13 protein-coding genes, 4 tRNA genes and 2 other annotated features are annotated in these 14,618 nt (G+C 42.2%); of the genes, 14 read left to right on the plus strand and 3 right to left on the minus strand.

Translation table 11 applies throughout. The annotated features are described in order from the left end of the window. Nucleotides 1–81 precede the first annotated feature (81 nt). From ACZ449_RS07165 to ACZ449_RS07195, 7 genes are all read left to right on the plus strand, one after another. A complete protein-coding gene (locus tag ACZ449_RS07165) occupies nucleotides 82–1,215 on the plus strand; it encodes an acyl-CoA dehydrogenase family protein (protein WP_464260347.1) in 1,134 nt (377 codons plus the stop codon). A 58-nt stretch (nucleotides 1,216–1,273) separates the two neighbouring features. Next, a tRNA-Val gene (locus tag ACZ449_RS07170) sits at nucleotides 1,274–1,350 on the plus strand. A 1,126-nt stretch (nucleotides 1,351–2,476) separates the two neighbouring features. Further along, a complete protein-coding gene (locus tag ACZ449_RS07175; protein ID WP_464260348.1) occupies nucleotides 2,477–3,490 on the plus strand; it encodes a reverse transcriptase domain-containing protein in 1,014 nt (337 codons plus the stop codon). Between the two features lie 398 nt (nucleotides 3,491–3,888). Next, on the plus strand, nucleotides 3,889–4,467 hold the full coding sequence (locus ACZ449_RS07180) for a hypothetical protein (RefSeq protein ID WP_464260349.1): 579 nt from the start codon (nucleotides 3,889–3,891) through the stop codon (nucleotides 4,465–4,467). A gap of 65 nt (nucleotides 4,468–4,532) precedes the next feature. Continuing rightward, complete coding sequence (locus ACZ449_RS07185) at nucleotides 4,533–5,252, plus strand: transposase (protein ID WP_464260350.1); 720 nt, start codon at nucleotides 4,533–4,535, stop codon at nucleotides 5,250–5,252. Continuing rightward, nucleotides 5,249–6,118, plus strand: a complete 870-nt coding sequence (locus tag ACZ449_RS07190) for an IS3 family transposase (protein WP_464260351.1) — start codon at nucleotides 5,249–5,251, stop codon at nucleotides 6,116–6,118. The genes ACZ449_RS07185 and ACZ449_RS07190 overlap by 4 nt, the downstream gene beginning before the upstream one ends. A 253-nt stretch (nucleotides 6,119–6,371) precedes the next feature. Further along, on the plus strand, nucleotides 6,372–7,223 hold the full coding sequence (locus ACZ449_RS07195; RefSeq protein WP_464260352.1) for a DUF2971 domain-containing protein: 852 nt from the start codon (nucleotides 6,372–6,374) through the stop codon (nucleotides 7,221–7,223). A gap of 64 nt (nucleotides 7,224–7,287) precedes the next feature. Here the strand turns inward: ACZ449_RS07195 and ACZ449_RS07200 are convergent. The 3 genes from ACZ449_RS07200 to ACZ449_RS07210 all read right to left on the minus strand — a co-directional run bounded on the left by ACZ449_RS07200 (nucleotide 7,288) and on the right by ACZ449_RS07210 (nucleotide 7,527). Then, a tRNA-Met gene (locus tag ACZ449_RS07200) sits at nucleotides 7,288–7,364 on the minus strand. 9 nt (nucleotides 7,365–7,373) lie between these two features. Further along, nucleotides 7,374–7,449: transfer RNA gene (locus tag ACZ449_RS07205), tRNA-Thr, on the minus strand. Nucleotides 7,450–7,451: 2 nt separating this feature from the next. Beyond that, a tRNA-Met gene (locus ACZ449_RS07210) sits at nucleotides 7,452–7,527 on the minus strand. A gap of 354 nt (nucleotides 7,528–7,881) precedes the next feature. Between ACZ449_RS07210 and ACZ449_RS07215 the strand changes: the two genes are divergently transcribed. The 7 genes from ACZ449_RS07215 to rplT all read left to right on the plus strand — a co-directional run bounded on the left by ACZ449_RS07215 (nucleotide 7,882) and on the right by rplT (nucleotide 14,467). Further along, nucleotides 7,882–9,486: a peptide chain release factor 3 gene (locus ACZ449_RS07215; RefSeq protein ID WP_464260353.1), complete on the plus strand. Its 1,605-nt coding sequence runs from the start codon at nucleotides 7,882–7,884 to the stop codon at nucleotides 9,484–9,486. A 13-nt stretch (nucleotides 9,487–9,499) separates the two neighbouring features. Continuing rightward, complete coding sequence (locus ACZ449_RS07220) at nucleotides 9,500–9,826, plus strand: PH domain-containing protein (protein ID WP_464260354.1); 327 nt, start codon at nucleotides 9,500–9,502, stop codon at nucleotides 9,824–9,826. Between the two features lie 77 nt (nucleotides 9,827–9,903). Further along, complete coding sequence (gene ytxC / locus ACZ449_RS07225) at nucleotides 9,904–10,806, plus strand: sporulation protein YtxC (RefSeq protein ID WP_464260355.1); 903 nt, start codon at nucleotides 9,904–9,906, stop codon at nucleotides 10,804–10,806. 102 nt (nucleotides 10,807–10,908) lie between these two features. After that, nucleotides 10,909–11,136: a binding site (T-box leader), on the plus strand. Between the two features lie 43 nt (nucleotides 11,137–11,179). Next, nucleotides 11,180–13,090: a threonine--tRNA ligase gene (gene thrS / locus ACZ449_RS07230; protein WP_464260356.1), complete on the plus strand. Its 1,911-nt coding sequence runs from the start codon at nucleotides 11,180–11,182 to the stop codon at nucleotides 13,088–13,090. Between the two features lie 67 nt (nucleotides 13,091–13,157). Beyond that, nucleotides 13,158–13,286: a sequence feature (ribosomal protein L20 leader region), on the plus strand. Nucleotides 13,287–13,316: 30 nt separating this feature from the next. Beyond that, nucleotides 13,317–13,850, plus strand: coding sequence for a translation initiation factor IF-3 (infC, locus tag ACZ449_RS07235; protein WP_464261833.1), 534 nt, complete (start codon nucleotides 13,317–13,319; stop codon nucleotides 13,848–13,850). A 21-nt stretch (nucleotides 13,851–13,871) separates the two neighbouring features. Beyond that, nucleotides 13,872–14,069 (plus strand): 50S ribosomal protein L35, encoded by a 198-nt coding sequence (gene rpmI, locus ACZ449_RS07240; protein ID WP_464260357.1) that lies wholly within the window; start codon nucleotides 13,872–13,874, stop codon nucleotides 14,067–14,069. A 41-nt stretch (nucleotides 14,070–14,110) separates the two neighbouring features. Further along, a complete protein-coding gene (rplT, locus tag ACZ449_RS07245) occupies nucleotides 14,111–14,467 on the plus strand; it encodes a 50S ribosomal protein L20 (protein ID WP_464260358.1) in 357 nt (118 codons plus the stop codon). Nucleotides 14,468–14,618: the final 151 nt, after the last annotated feature.

Genomic DNA, 14,618 nt, shown 5'->3' on the forward strand with positions numbered 1-14,618 from the left:
AGGTGTTAACAAAGAAAAAATTATGCGGTATACTTATCATTAGGATTTTTTGGTAATGTGACTACCATAAGGAGGCAAGGCATGGATTTTAACTTTACTCCCGATCAACTTGATATGCATAAGATGGTGAAAGATTTTGTTGCTAAAGAAATTACGCCACATGCTTTGGAAATGGATAAAGAAGGTGTAGTTCCTTCTGATTTATGGAAGAAGCTTGATGAGGCAGGTTTGCTTAATTTAACTGTACCTGAAGAATATGATGGGCCAGGTCTTGACGCACTCTCAATTGCTCTAATCTATGAGGAATTGGGTAAAGGGTGCGCTGGTGTAGCTACAACAACAGCTGCAAATGCCTTAGCATCTTATCCAGTAGTACTCTTAGGGAATGAAGAACAAAAACGTAAAATGTTTGATGTCATAAATAATGGCAAGTTGGCTGCATTTGCACTAACCGAACCAGGTGCTGGCTCAGATGCTGGGGCAGTTGCAACAACCGCTGTTAAAGATGGTACCGATTATATCCTTAATGGTACAAAATGTTTTATTACCAATGGTGGTATTGCTGAAATATATATTATTTTTGCAAATACGCGCAAAACAGCTGGTATTCGTGGCTTGACAGCCTTTATTATTGATCGTGGCACACCAGGATTCTCAGTTGGTAAAGAAGAAGAAAAGATGGGAATCAGGGCTTCGAATACTTGCGAATTGATTTTGGAAAATGTACGTATTCCTGCTACCAATAGAATTGGCCGCGAGGGTGAAGGCTTTAAAATTGCGATGAAAACACTAGATGCTGCTCGGCCGTTTGTTGGTGCTGTATCTGTAGGTTTGGCTCAAGCTGCGTTTGAACTGGCTGTCAAATATTCAAAAGAGCGTGTACAGTTCGATAAGCCGATTGCCTCATTCCAACTTGTACAAGCTATGCTGGCCGATATGGCTATGCAGGTTGAAGCTGCCCGGCTGCTGGTGTACAAAGCCTGCTGGATGAAAGACCAGGGGGTTCCCTATTCTAAAGAATCAGCCATTGCCAAGTGCTTTGCCGCTGATACTGCCATGAAAGTTACGACTGATGCTGTCCAAGTACTGGGTGGTTATGGCTATTCAAAAGAATACCCGGCAGAAAAGTACATGCGTGATGCTAAAATTATGCAGATTTATGAAGGTACCAACCAAATACAGCGATTGGTAATTGCCAATAATATTCTGTACTAATTCATAATTTTGATGCTTGACTTTCATAGTTAACCGTAATATAATACATATGTATTTAGGGACTATAGCTCAGTTGGTTAGAGTACTACGTTGACATCGTAGGGGTCGCAGATTCGAGTTCTGCTAGTCCCACCAGTAAATTCAAGGCTTCCGAGATTTCGGGAGCCTTTTGTTATGTAAAGTTTCCGTTTGTTCAGGAAATTGTACCAAAGAATAACAAAAGGATAAAAAGAAAGCAGGCTATTTAGTCTGCTTTTTCTCATAAGATAAGAAAGTATAAGTTTTTGAGAGTCGTGGAGGTCTTATAAAACAAGGGGTGTCAAATACGAAAACCGGAACAGGTGGCTGTACTGTTTGCGTCCAGTAACCATCGTAACTCCCGTAACCCCTCGGCCTTTGCCGGAAAAAGCGTTCCGCAGGAGAAAAGCCGGGCGGTATTCCGTAAAAAAATCCGTACTGTCTGAGCGTAGCGAGTTTACGGATTTTAGGAATACCGCCTGGCTTTTCAGCTTTTGGAGGCTTGGGGCCTAGACCTTTTGTTACTTTTGAGGCAATGCCAAAAGTAAAAGGCCCTCACCTTGTATTCGATTGACCAAATATCTGATGTGTGCAAATTCAAAGAACTAGCCAAAAGCCAAGCCCATCCCATTTTAAGGATTGTTACCGCAAAGTATTCAAAGTACGAAAAGAATAACGGTATCGTGGACTAGAGCATTACTATTTTTTTGCTGAAGATTAAAAGGCCGCGCTAGCGATTTTCTTAATCTACCAGAATTTATAGTGCGACCGGGCAAGGTCGTAGTTCCAAGCGGGTGGGAATCCTGCCTGGTAAAGCCTAACCAGCAACCAGTACTGAGTCTTTGGATTCGATGCGGTAACGCGTCGAATTAAGCGTAGGACAGGGAGGTAGCAGGCCGAAAGCGATGAGCTGAAGGGATTGAGCTGCGAAATCTGTAATGAGAAGGCCGATGCTTTTATAAAGGCAGAAGGCAATATCTCGCAGGCCGAAATGGTGAAGGACTGTGAGACTTCTCCGGAGTCTGAGACCTTGGCATGCTACACACAATGGAATTATGGGAACCCGGGAGGCCCCGAAGCCCTCGACAGAGTATGGCGTAACAAGCGATACAAAGCAAGGAAGCCAAATGGCGTAGGGGAGTCGGATTGTCGAATAGTACCGAAGAAGCCTGGTAATGCGGGCGGAGGGAAGGCGGCAACAAAGGAAGGCTCTTGTTAGAGAAACATATACAACACGCAGAGGTTGATCCAGTATGCCCTTAAAGAAATACTGAGCAGAGTATATGAAGCAGACTTTTTAGACTGCTCCTGCGGGTTTCGTCCCCAACGAGGCTGTCACGATGCCCTGCAACTGCTAAACGAAATACTGACGACGAAACAAGTTAACTACATAGTGGATGCAGACATCAAAGGATTCTTTGACCATGTAGACCATGAGTGGATGATGAAGTTCCTCGGCCAGCGGATAGCAGACCCAAGCATACACCATATCATCAGAAGACTGCTGAAGGCAGGATGCATGGAGCAGGGAAGGTGGCAAGAAGTCGAAGAGGGAACCCCGCAAGGCGGGGTCATATCGCCGCTACTGGCAAACGTGTATCTCCACTACAGCGTAGACCTCTGGTTCGAGAAAGTCGTGAGACGCAGACTCAAAGGAGAAGCCTACATGGTAAGATACGCAGATGATATTGTCTTCTGCTTCCAGTACGAAACCGAGGCGAAATGGTTCTATGAGGAACTGAAAATGCGCCTGGGCAAATTCAACTTGGAAGTAGCAGAAGAAAAGACGAAGATCATCCAATTCGGGCGATATGCAGAATCCAATGCAAAAGAGGAAACTGGCGGAAAACCGGACACGTTCGACTTCCTAGGCTTCACGCACTACTGCGGGCAAAGTCAAACAGGCAAATTCCGAGTAAAGCGCAAAACAAGCCGTAAGAAAATAAAGGCAAGCCTAGCGCGAATGAAGGAATGGCTGAAGGCGAACCGTGTAATACCCATATGGGACTTGGTAGATAAACTAAGAAGCAAAATGCGAGGGTACTACCAATACTACGGGATAACGGACAACATTTTTTCGCTAGACCGATACGCTTACAAAGTCAGGATGCTTCTATTCAAGTGGATGAATCGGAGGAGCCAGAAGCGCAGTTTTACCTGGGAGAAGTTCAACAAATTTCTCGATAAATGCGCTCTCCCTAAACCGCGCATCCGTGTGAGTATATTCAAGCGCCGTCCACACATTGGCTATATCTAGTGAACTTACTTTGCAGAGCCGGATGCGTTAATAGCGCTCGTCCGGTTCGGAGAGGGGTTATAGGCTGAGAAGCCTATTTTCTACTCGACACTAAATTCTGTTGATATAAGAACGACTAAGGCTTCTGCCGGCGTCCTGAGGGACTTGGCACAAGCCAAGTCTTTTCTTATCTTCCGCCTACAAGATTCGTCTTGGTGGGCGGTTTTTTTATTTACTTGGCTAGATGGTGGGGTGTGGACTCAAAGCTTTATAGGGCTACAGCCAGAAAATGGTAACTTAGCCGATTGTCAATATTGATGGTATCAGGAATATGCTGGTATTAGTAGAGACTATCACAACAATGTCAATGAACAGGCTAGGAATGATACTAGCGTTCAAAAGATGGGAGGTAATAAATAGTGACAGATGAACAATTAGCTTATCAAATAGCAAAAGGGATTGGTGAAACTGGCGTAGAAGGCGGTTATGACAGTGTAACATGTTCTACTGCTGGCGATTATCCTTCCATGGGTATTTCGCAATGGGAAGGGCTTGATGGCGGTAGGGGTGATACTTTGTTAAGTTATATTGACGGTGGAAGCCAATTTGCAGGACGCACCTACTCCGACATTGAAAGCAGCCGAGAATTAGACGCTTTATCCACTTTGCTTGATTCTCCCCAAGGGAAAGAAGCACAAAATCTGATTTTGGCGAATGATTGTCTAGAAATGTACATTCCGGAATTAAAAAAAGTTCCAAATTTTACGAATCCTGCTTGCATTATCTATACCGGGATATGGTGTCCTACTTCTCACAATGTTGTAAGGAGGTTTTTACAACATTGTGCTGAAAATTATGATTTAAACAACTTAGATATTTTGCGAGAGTTATTCCGTGATCAATATTACATCGCCGCAGATGTAGGCGAGGAGTATGCAGAAGGGTACTCAAATAGGGCAGAAAACACGTATCAATATGTGTCTGCTCTTGGAGTGTGATGGTTGATATGCTACCCCTAGATAGGACAATGAAAAAACAAATTGTCTTGTCTGGGGGTAATTTTATGCCACATAAAGAAAAAGTATCGATCGCTTTAAAGATAGATGCTTGCAAGAAGTATTTGGCAAAAAGCATAAGCATAGCCGATATAGCAAATACCTTGGAAGTTGACCACAAAACAGTGAGGGTCTGGATTTGCCAGTACCAGTCAGAAGGTGAAGCTGGCTTACAATCGCAGAAGAACAATCGAGTATATCCGCCGGAACTGAAGCTTGCAGCTGTGACCGATTATCTGCAAGGTGATGATTCCCTATTGGGTATTTGCAAAAAATACCAGATTCACTCTGATTCCCAATTGCGTCATTGGCTAACGCAGTATAATGGACATGAGGAGTTCAAGCTCCGGTCAGGAGGAAGCCGAATCATGTCAAAAGCTAGAAAGATGACACTGAATGAGCGTGTGGAAATCGCCGAATACTGTCTTGCCCATGATACGAATTATGGCGAAGCAGCCCTGAAATACCAGGTATCGTACCAACAGGTATACCAGTGGACAAAAAAATACCTAGAAATGGGAAATGCAGGTCTGGAAGATCGGCGTGGGCATCGGGCTGGAACATTGCCTGGCCGTACCTCGCAAGAAGAACTACAGGCTGAAGTTGCCCAGTTGAAACACAAGAACTGGAGGCTGCAGATGGAAGTTGACGTGCTAAAAAAACTGAAGGAACTGGAAAGAAGGGATGTCTTGGCTTCACGCGCCAAGAACGAGAATATGAAGCCGTGAAAGCCTTAGCTGAAGATAGTCAACAGCATTATCCGGTTGAGATATTGTGTAAAATCCTGCATGTCAGCCGGTCGGCCTATTACCATTGGCGTAATGACGGCAAAAGCCTGCATGAACAAGAAAATGAACGGCTAGCCAAAGAAGTTATAGAAATCCATGAGCAGCATCCGGATAAAGGGTACCGCCGGATTCGGGATGATCTAAATCGCAAATACAATGAACAGGTAAATGACAAACGTATCCTGCGGATTGCTCGGAAACTCCATATCCATTCTACGATAAAGAACCCCCATAACTGTTGCACCCGTCGTGCATCAAATCCGGATTATATAGCAGATAATATCCTGAACCGCAAGTTCCATGCAGATTGCCCTAATGAAAAATGGCTGACGGATGTAAGTGAATTTAAATACTTTGAAGGTCCGGTTGTGCACAAGCTTTATCTGAGCGCCATATTGGATCTCTACGATCGCAGGATTGTGTCATTTGTATTAAGCGACCACAACGATAACCGGCTGGCGTTTGATACGTTCGATGCAGCAGCAAAAGCAGAACCTGCAGCACATCCACTGTTTCACAGCGATCGCGGATTCCAGTATACGAGCCGCGGATTTCACAAAAGACTCATTAAAAAGGAAATGACACAAAGCATGTCCCGTGTGGCCCACTGCATTGACAATGGGCCAATGGAGGGGTTCTGGGGAATACTGAAACGCGAGATGTACTATACTCGGAAATTCACCAGTAGAACGGAATTAATGCATGCAATCCGTAGTTATATTCACTACTACAACTTTGACCGGTTACAACGAAAGCTGGACGTTATGACACCTTATGAATACCACGAACATTACAGGGCTGCATAAGAAAAATAGCCCATCTAAACGGATGAGCTGTAAAAAAATCTTTATATTTTTTGATTGTCCTATTGACGGGGAGCACACCAGGTTATAACGGGTAGGGGCTTTTTGTTTGGCAGAAAGTATAACTTTCTTTGGGTAAGGCAATATCGTTTTAAAGTTGCTTTTATTTTGTTATGCGGCAGGAATTTGCCGGTCCATATGTAAATATATGTACTAGTTATGCTTTCGGATGTCTAATAGTAGGGGGGCGTCTAAAATGCTATATAAATATCTTGTTCCAGACCGGATAGACGTTTTGCAAGATTGTATGGTTAGATACACTCAGCCTGAGGCATTTAATGATCCATTTGAGGTTAAACCGTACATAACCAAACTTACCGCAAAAGAGCACGAAGCCTTTAGTCAATTTGAGGAACTTATTTCTAAAGCGCTACATGAGTATTATGATCTACAACCGATACAGGTGCAAGATAGAATCCCCTTTCCTGTGTTTTATAAAAAGTTTCGGGAAGAGTTGGGGAGAGCTTTAAAAGAAACATTTTACCAAATGGAAGATGGGGTTACCCCGATTATTCGAAGAATGTGGCCTGATAAGTTTAGTGACATGCTAGGAATTTTTTCTTTAACTGAAAAACCGGATAATCTTCTAATGTGGGCTCATTATGCAGCAAGTCATGAAGGATTTGTAGTAGGCTTTGATTCGAGTCATCCTTATTTTCATGATACGGTAGGACACGAAGATGAGTTGCGTCACCTATGTAAAGTTGAATATCGCGAAAACCGCCCTATGTCCGCTATGACCGAACTGTCAGGTATAGACGTTTTTCTGGTAAAGAGTACCCAATGGAGTTATGAGCAGGAATGGAGAATTATACGCCCCCTGCAAGATAATAATAAAATTGTTCAGAATCAGCCTTATCCAATTTATCTTTTTCAATTTCCCGCAACTGCAATCAAAGAAGTTATTTTAGGTTGTAAAATGACTGAAAATAAAAAGCAGGATATAATAGCAATTTTATCGTCAGGTTCTTTTCAACATGTACAAGTATGGCAGGCCGAGCCGGATGAAACTGAATTCAAATTGAAGTTATTGAGTTTAACGCGGTAGTGTATTATGGCTTCGTGATAAAGGCGTACAAAGAAAAAAACTTGCCTACATAGACAAGTTTTTTTGGTGGCGGCACAGGGATTTGAACCCCGGACACTGCGGGTATGAACCGCATGCTCTAGCCAACTGAGCTACGCCGCCGTATTAAGATGGAGCTAGTGACCGGGATTGAACCGGTGACCTTATCCTTACCAAGGATACGCTCTACCGACTGAGCTACACCAGCATTGGTTGCGGGAGCAGGACTTGAACCTGCGGCCTTCGGGTTATGAGCCCGACGAGCTACCAACTGCTCCATCCCGCGATATTGATTTTTTGCCACAAAGTAGATTATATAGCAGTGCAGATAAGATGTCAATCTCTTTTTGGGTAAGAAAGTATGACGATTACCTAGAAGACAGATCGGTAGCGTTGACTACTGCTATTTAATGGTGTATATTAAATTGTTGTACTGTTTACTTTATTAATGATGCTAAACACTGATAAAGAAAACACGGCTTGCGCCGAGCCTTTGGCGAAAGCGGAAGCCGATGTTGCCCTTATCCTGTTCTTAAGAAAGTTATACTTTCTGTTAGGGTAAAATAGTCTTAAGAAGATTATTCCCGCTAATGCAATAGTTATGCTGTAAAAGTAATAGAATTAACTTTAGGAGGCAACAATGTCAAATCTTGCTCCCGAAATTAGCAAACGTCGTACTTTTGCCATTATTTCCCATCCGGATGCTGGTAAAACAACATTAACAGAAAAACTATTACTATATGGTGGAGCTATTCGCCTGGCTGGTTCGGTCAAGGCGAGAAAAGCACAAAAACACGCTGTATCTGACTGGATGGAGATTGAAAAGCAGCGTGGTATCTCGGTAACATCCAGTGTTTTGCAGTTCGATTATGATGGCTATCGTGTTAATATATTAGATACTCCTGGTCACCAAGACTTTAGTGAAGATACCTATCGCACCTTGATGGCTGCAGATAGTGCGGTCATGCTGATCGATGTAGCCAAAGGTGTAGAAGATCAGACGAAAAAGTTATTTCAAGTGTGTAAACAGCGGGGAATACCGGTATTTACCTTTGTGAATAAGCTTGACCGTTATGGTCGTAACCCATTTGAACTGATGGAAGAAATAGAGCAGGTTCTCGGTATCCGTGCCTATCCAATGAATTGGCCAATTGGAATTGATGGTAAATATAACGGCATTTATGTGCGTAACCAAGCTAAGATCGAATTGTTCGAACGCAGCGGTGAGCATGGAAAATGGGCCCTGCCCTCAACGCAGGGCAGCGTAGATGATCCGGCATTTAAAGAAATTCTTGGTGAAGGTATTCATCAGGCATTATGTGATGATATTGCACTTTTAGACGTAGCCGGCGAGGAATTCGATTTTGATAAAGTGACCCGCGGGGAACTTACGCCTATGTTCTTTGGTAGTGCAATGACTAATTTTGGGGTTCGTCTATTTTTGGAAGATTTCTTAAAAATGGCACCGCCTCCGATGTCAAGGATGTCCTCGGAAGGTTTGATTACACCTGATAATGATGAGTTCTCGGCTTTTGTGTTTAAGATTCAGGCTAATATGAATCCGGCTCACCGGGATCGATTGGCTTTTATGCGCATATGCTCAGGTAAATTTGAACGGGGGATGACGGTGTATCATTCCCAGTCTAATAAACCAGTAAAGTTGGCACAACCGCAGCAGTTTTTGGCGCAGGAACGAACAATTATCGATGAAGCCTATCCGGGAGATATCATTGGGCTATTTGATCCAGGAATTTTTGGCATTGGTGATACCTTGTGTCAAGAAGGTTCGACTTTTACCTTCCGGGACTTTCCAGTTTTCCCCCCGGAACAGTTTGCTCGCATTCAAGCCAAAGATACCATGAAACGTAAACAATTTGTTAAGGGCATGACTCAACTGACACAAGAGGGCGCTGTACAGGTATTTCGTCAGCCTGACTATCCTGTAGAATCTTTTGTTGTTGGCGTTGTTGGTTCATTGCAATTTGAGGTACTTGAATACCGTTTGAAACACGAATATGGTGTAGATATTTTAATGAATAAATTACCCTATTCGATAGCGCGGTGGCTTATTGGCGAAAATCTTGATGTAAAGGCCATGAAAAATATGGATAGCGGTCTTTTGGTACAAGATATCAAAGACAGACCTGTCGCCTTAATTAGTAATGAGTGGCAGCTTAGATGGGTAGTAGAACGGAATCCAGAAATGAAATTTCTGGTCGTGCCAGAAGACGCGCGGCAGGCTTAAGGGGGAATAGACTATGTATACCTTTCCGTTAGAGTCTGATGAACTTATCAAAAAAAAATGTCTTGCCAGTTATGCTAGTAATAGAGAAGTTTTAAATGGGGCACTCTATCTGACAGATCAGCGGTTGGTATTTGTTGGCTATGCCCTTAGTATTACCAACAAATATATGGATGAAGTGCCACTGACTCACATTAAAGAATTACTGCCGGAAAAGACTTTTTTTGTTATTCCCAATGTACTGAAGGTAGTTACTATTAAAGATAAAGTACTCAAATTTGTTGTCGAGGGCCGTAATGAATGGCTTGAGGCCATTAACAGACAAATGACAATTGTTAACTAAATGAAAACCACACCACTCTCTTCGTTGTATGCAAATACGCTGTGGAACATATACTATATGAGAAGGGAGTGATGGTGGTGAATTTGCTTTCCATCGGCCTGAACGGAACAACCGGGAACATCAGGGAGAAGTTGGAGCATGATTGTAAAATGTTGACCCAAGAAGGCTTCCGGGTAGTTATCGAAGAACTAGATCGAGGCAGTTACAAGTTCTTGGGCGTAAATATCATTGATGGCGAATTGTCTTTTCGTAATTATGAGCGGATAAAAACGGTTTTAAAAACCAGTGTGTCTCAGATACTTGCAGATTGGATTATTTCTAATGAAGAACATCGGCTTATTAACAAAATTGTTAGTGATAACTATTTTTATTTTAATCATGACGAACGTGCTACCGTGGAATCGAATGCGCTGCGAGTGCTTGCTGGCAGTTCGGGGCGTTATAAGCTAATAATAACTCGAATTTTAGATTATCTTGAGAATCACCATGAACTAGTCCTTGATGGCTTTTTGAATTTTCGGCTAAAAGATTACCGCTTGCAGTTATCAGAGGTTATTGATACTGTTGTTGATGACTTTATGATGGAACTTGAATATAAAGAGTTTATTCGACTTTTGCGTTATTTTGTCGATGTTCAGGAGCCACGCGAAGAGGAGGCCCATGTAGTTATCAAGGAGAACAATATGTTTACGCTGCTTGATTCACATGGTCAAGTAATTAATACTGAATTGATGGAAGACATGTTGCTGCCGAGGAGTACTGCCGATAGTTTTGATAATCTTAATTATGAAGATATGTTAATAAGTACTTTAATAACGATTGCACCACGAAATATCATGGTACATAGTGCCAATCGAATCAAAGATAAAGATCTTTTAGATACAATCAAAACGGTATTTGATAACCGGGTAGTAGTCTGTAAGGGATGCGAGATGTGTTCAACTGATTATGCCGGCAAATCAAATCCTACTGAGTTATAAAGTGAGACTTATCCGCTGATAAGTTGATCTAAAACTTGGTCAGCAGATAACTTGACATTCTTAGTAAAATTATATATAATTTTTGGTAATCAAACATTGTTATTAACAGTAATGCCGAGGACAAGATAGTAGTTTGAAAGACGTTTCAGAGAAAAGATGCCATAGGCTGTGAGCATCTTTACGTAACCCAACTAGTATTACCACCTCGAAACTGCTTCGCTGAATCAAAGTAAAGTAAGCTTAGCCGGGGATATTACCCCGTTATCAAAGTCTGAGATGGCTATTTAGCCAAACAGGGTGGAACCACGGGTATAAACTCTCGTCCCTATAGGGACTGAGAGTTTTTTTATTTGGTTAAGGAGGCTAACAAAACATGAGTACCATTAGGATGATACTAAAAGACGGAGCAGTGCGTGAGGTTGAACAGGGAAATACCTTGGCTGAAGCCGCAAAAGCTATTAGTCGTAACTTAGAAAAAGCAGCATTGGTTGCTAAGGTAAATGATCAAGTGACAGATTTGACTACTACATTAGACAAGGACTCAAACGTTGAATTTTTAACATTTGCAGATGATGAGGGCAAGGCTGCCTTACGCCATACCTCCTCACATATTCTGGCTCAAGCCGTTAAACGTCTGTACGGTGATGTAAAATTAGGTATTGGTCCGTCAATTGCCAATGGTTTTTACTATGACTTTGATACTACTCATACCTTTACCCCTGAGGATTTAGTAACGATCCAGGCTGAAATGGAGAAAATAGTAAAAGAAAATTTGCCGCTTGAGCGCAAAATAGTTAGCCGCGAGGAAGCCCTCCAGCTATTTGCCACACAAGGCGAGGTATATAAACAGGAGCTTATCCGAGATTTACCGGAAGATGTGGCGATATCACTTTATAAGCAAGGTGAATTTGTTGATTTATGTGCCGGACCTCATCTTATATCTACCGGTCGGGTTAAAGCCATTAAGCTGCAGAGCATTGCAGGTGCTTACTGGCGCGGGGACGAAAAACGCAAGATGCTGCAACGTATCTATGGAACTTCCTTTGAAAAGAAAGCTGATTTAGATGCGTATATTACCATGATGGAAGAGGCGGCTAAACGTGACCACCGTAAACTAGGCCGCGAACTTGATTTGTTCAGTATCCAGGATGAAGGCCCAGGATTTCCTTTTTTCCATCCGAAAGGTATGGTTGTTCGAAATGAGCTTGAGAGTTTTTGGCGCAAGATTCATGTAAAATACGGCTATCAGGAAATTAAAACTCCAATTATCCTTCACCAAAAACTATGGCAACAATCAGGCCATTGGGATCATTATCGGGATAATATGTATTTCACCCAGATAGACGAAGAAGGATATGCGGTTAAACCTATGAATTGTCCGGGTGGGATTTTAGTATATCGCACTCAGCACCACAGTTACCGAGATTTGCCGCTTCGTACTTGCGAACTAGGGCTTGTTCACCGTCATGAACTTTCGGGAGCACTTCATGGACTAATGCGAGTGCGTAGTTTTACTCAGGATGATGCCCATATTTTTATGCTGCCATCACAAATTAAGTCTGAGATCAAAAAGGTTATTGAACTTTTCAATACAGTGTACAGCGTTTTTGGATTATCCTACCATGCAGAATTGAGTACTAAACCAGCAAAAGCCATGGGTTCTGATGAAGTGTGGGAAACTGCGACAACGGCGCTTAAAGAGGCGCTAGAAGAGCTGAATATGCCTTTTAAAATTAATCCTGGAGATGGCGCTTTCTATGGTCCGAAAATTGACTTCCACCTCCAAGATTCCATTGGTCGTACCTGGCAATGTGGTACCATTCAGCTTGACATGCTGATGCCAGAAAAATTTGACCTGAATTATATCGGGGAAGATGGACTTAAACATCGTCCGGTAATGATTCACCGGGTCGCTTATGGTAGTTTAGAACGCTTTATCGGTATTTTGATCGAACATTTTGCGGGAGCATTTCCGCTATGGTTAGCACCTGTGCAGGTTAAAATATTACCAATAAGCGAACGTCATGCCGAGTATGCCCAAGAGCTTGCGCAAATGATGCGAGATCAGGATATTCGTGTAGAAGTCGATGATCGCAACGAAAAAATCGGCTACAAAATTCGCGAAAGTCAGTTGCAAAAGTTGCCGTACATGCTGGTGGTAGGCGACAAGGAAGCAGAGACTCGTACAGTAGCTATTCGTAAACGGGGGCAGGGAGATCTTGGTGCCATGCCTATTGATGGTTTTATTACAACGGTACTTGCTGAAATTATTGCCAAAAGCTAATGCAGCGCAGAAAAATAGCTTGACTTACCAGAAATAAGGTGTTACTATAATCAAGTGATTCAAATATTGCATTAAGCAGAAGCCATCCACTTCTCACCTTACAGCGCATAAATGCTGCTGGTAAGGTTCATTAAGCAAAACGATGTAGTTATGCTATTGCGCGGGTGGTCTATGCCACCCGTTTTTTATTTTAATCGAAACAAATTATATTAGGAGGTGAGCGGCAATTAGCAAAGAGACTTTAAAAATTAATGAAGAGATTCGGGCTAAAGACGTTCGGGTAACCAGTAGCACGAATGAGCAATTGGGGATTATGTCGCTAAGGGACGCATTACGTTTAGCGGGAGAGCAAAACCTTGATTTAGTAGAAGTAGCACCAACTGCTAAACCGCCGGTATGCCGGATCATGGATTTTGGCAAATTCCGGTATGAGCAACAAAAACGCGATAAAGAAGTCAAGAAAAAGCAAAAGGTAGTGTCTCTTAAAGAAGTTAAACTTCGGCCCAACATTGAGGATCATGATTTTAATGTTAAGCTAAAGAATGCCCAACGCTTTTTAGAAGATGGCGACAAAGTCAAAGTAACAATTATGTTCAGAGGAAGGGAACTTTCTCATCCTGAACTTGGCAGACAAGTGCTGGTGCGAATGGCTACCTTACTTAAGGATATGGCTAACATTGAACGTGATGCTAAGCTTGAAGGTAAAAATATGATTATGATTGTAGCTCCTAAGCCCAACACTACACAATCTAGCACATAAATAGAAAGGGGATATCCTACTATGCCAAAAATGAAAACACGCAGAAGCGCTGCTAAACGTTTCAGAGTAACCGGCAGCGGTGAATTCAAACGTTCCAAAGCTTTTAAAAGTCACATTCTTGAGAAAAAATCTCCGTCGCGTAAGCGTAACCTACGTAAAGCAGCTATGGTTAGCAAATCTGACCATGATCGCGTAGTGAAAATGCTTCCTTACGCCTAAAAACTATAAACAATTTATAAGTACATCAGGAGGTATCTGACATGCCAAGAGTTAAAAAAGGCGTTACTGCACATAAACGTCATAAAAAAATACTTAAACTAGCCAAAGGTTATCGTGGTTCGAAGAGCAAGCTCTTCAAAAAAGCTAACGAAACCGTGATGAAAGCACTGTATTATGCACGTGCTGACCGCCGTACCAAAAAAGGCGACTTCCGCAAACTGTGGATTACCCGTATTAATGCTGCTGCCCGTATTAGTGGTATTTCTTATAGTCAGCTTATTAACGGACTCAAAAAAGCTGGTATAGAAGTTAACCGTAAAATGTTGGCCGACCTGGCAGTTAACGATATGGCTGCGTTTGGCAAGTTGGTAAACGCTGCTAAAGATCAATTGAAATAATAAGAAAAGCCTTAGTCGTTCTTATGTCAACAGAATTTTGCTATAAATTCTGGTAGACTAAAAAACTCCCGAAATATTTCGGGAGTTTTTTTGATGTATAATATTTATAAATATTGGTATTACTAGTAATTAAATCCAGGCAAATGTGATA

Source organism: Desulfosporomusa polytropa, from assembly GCF_055380075.1.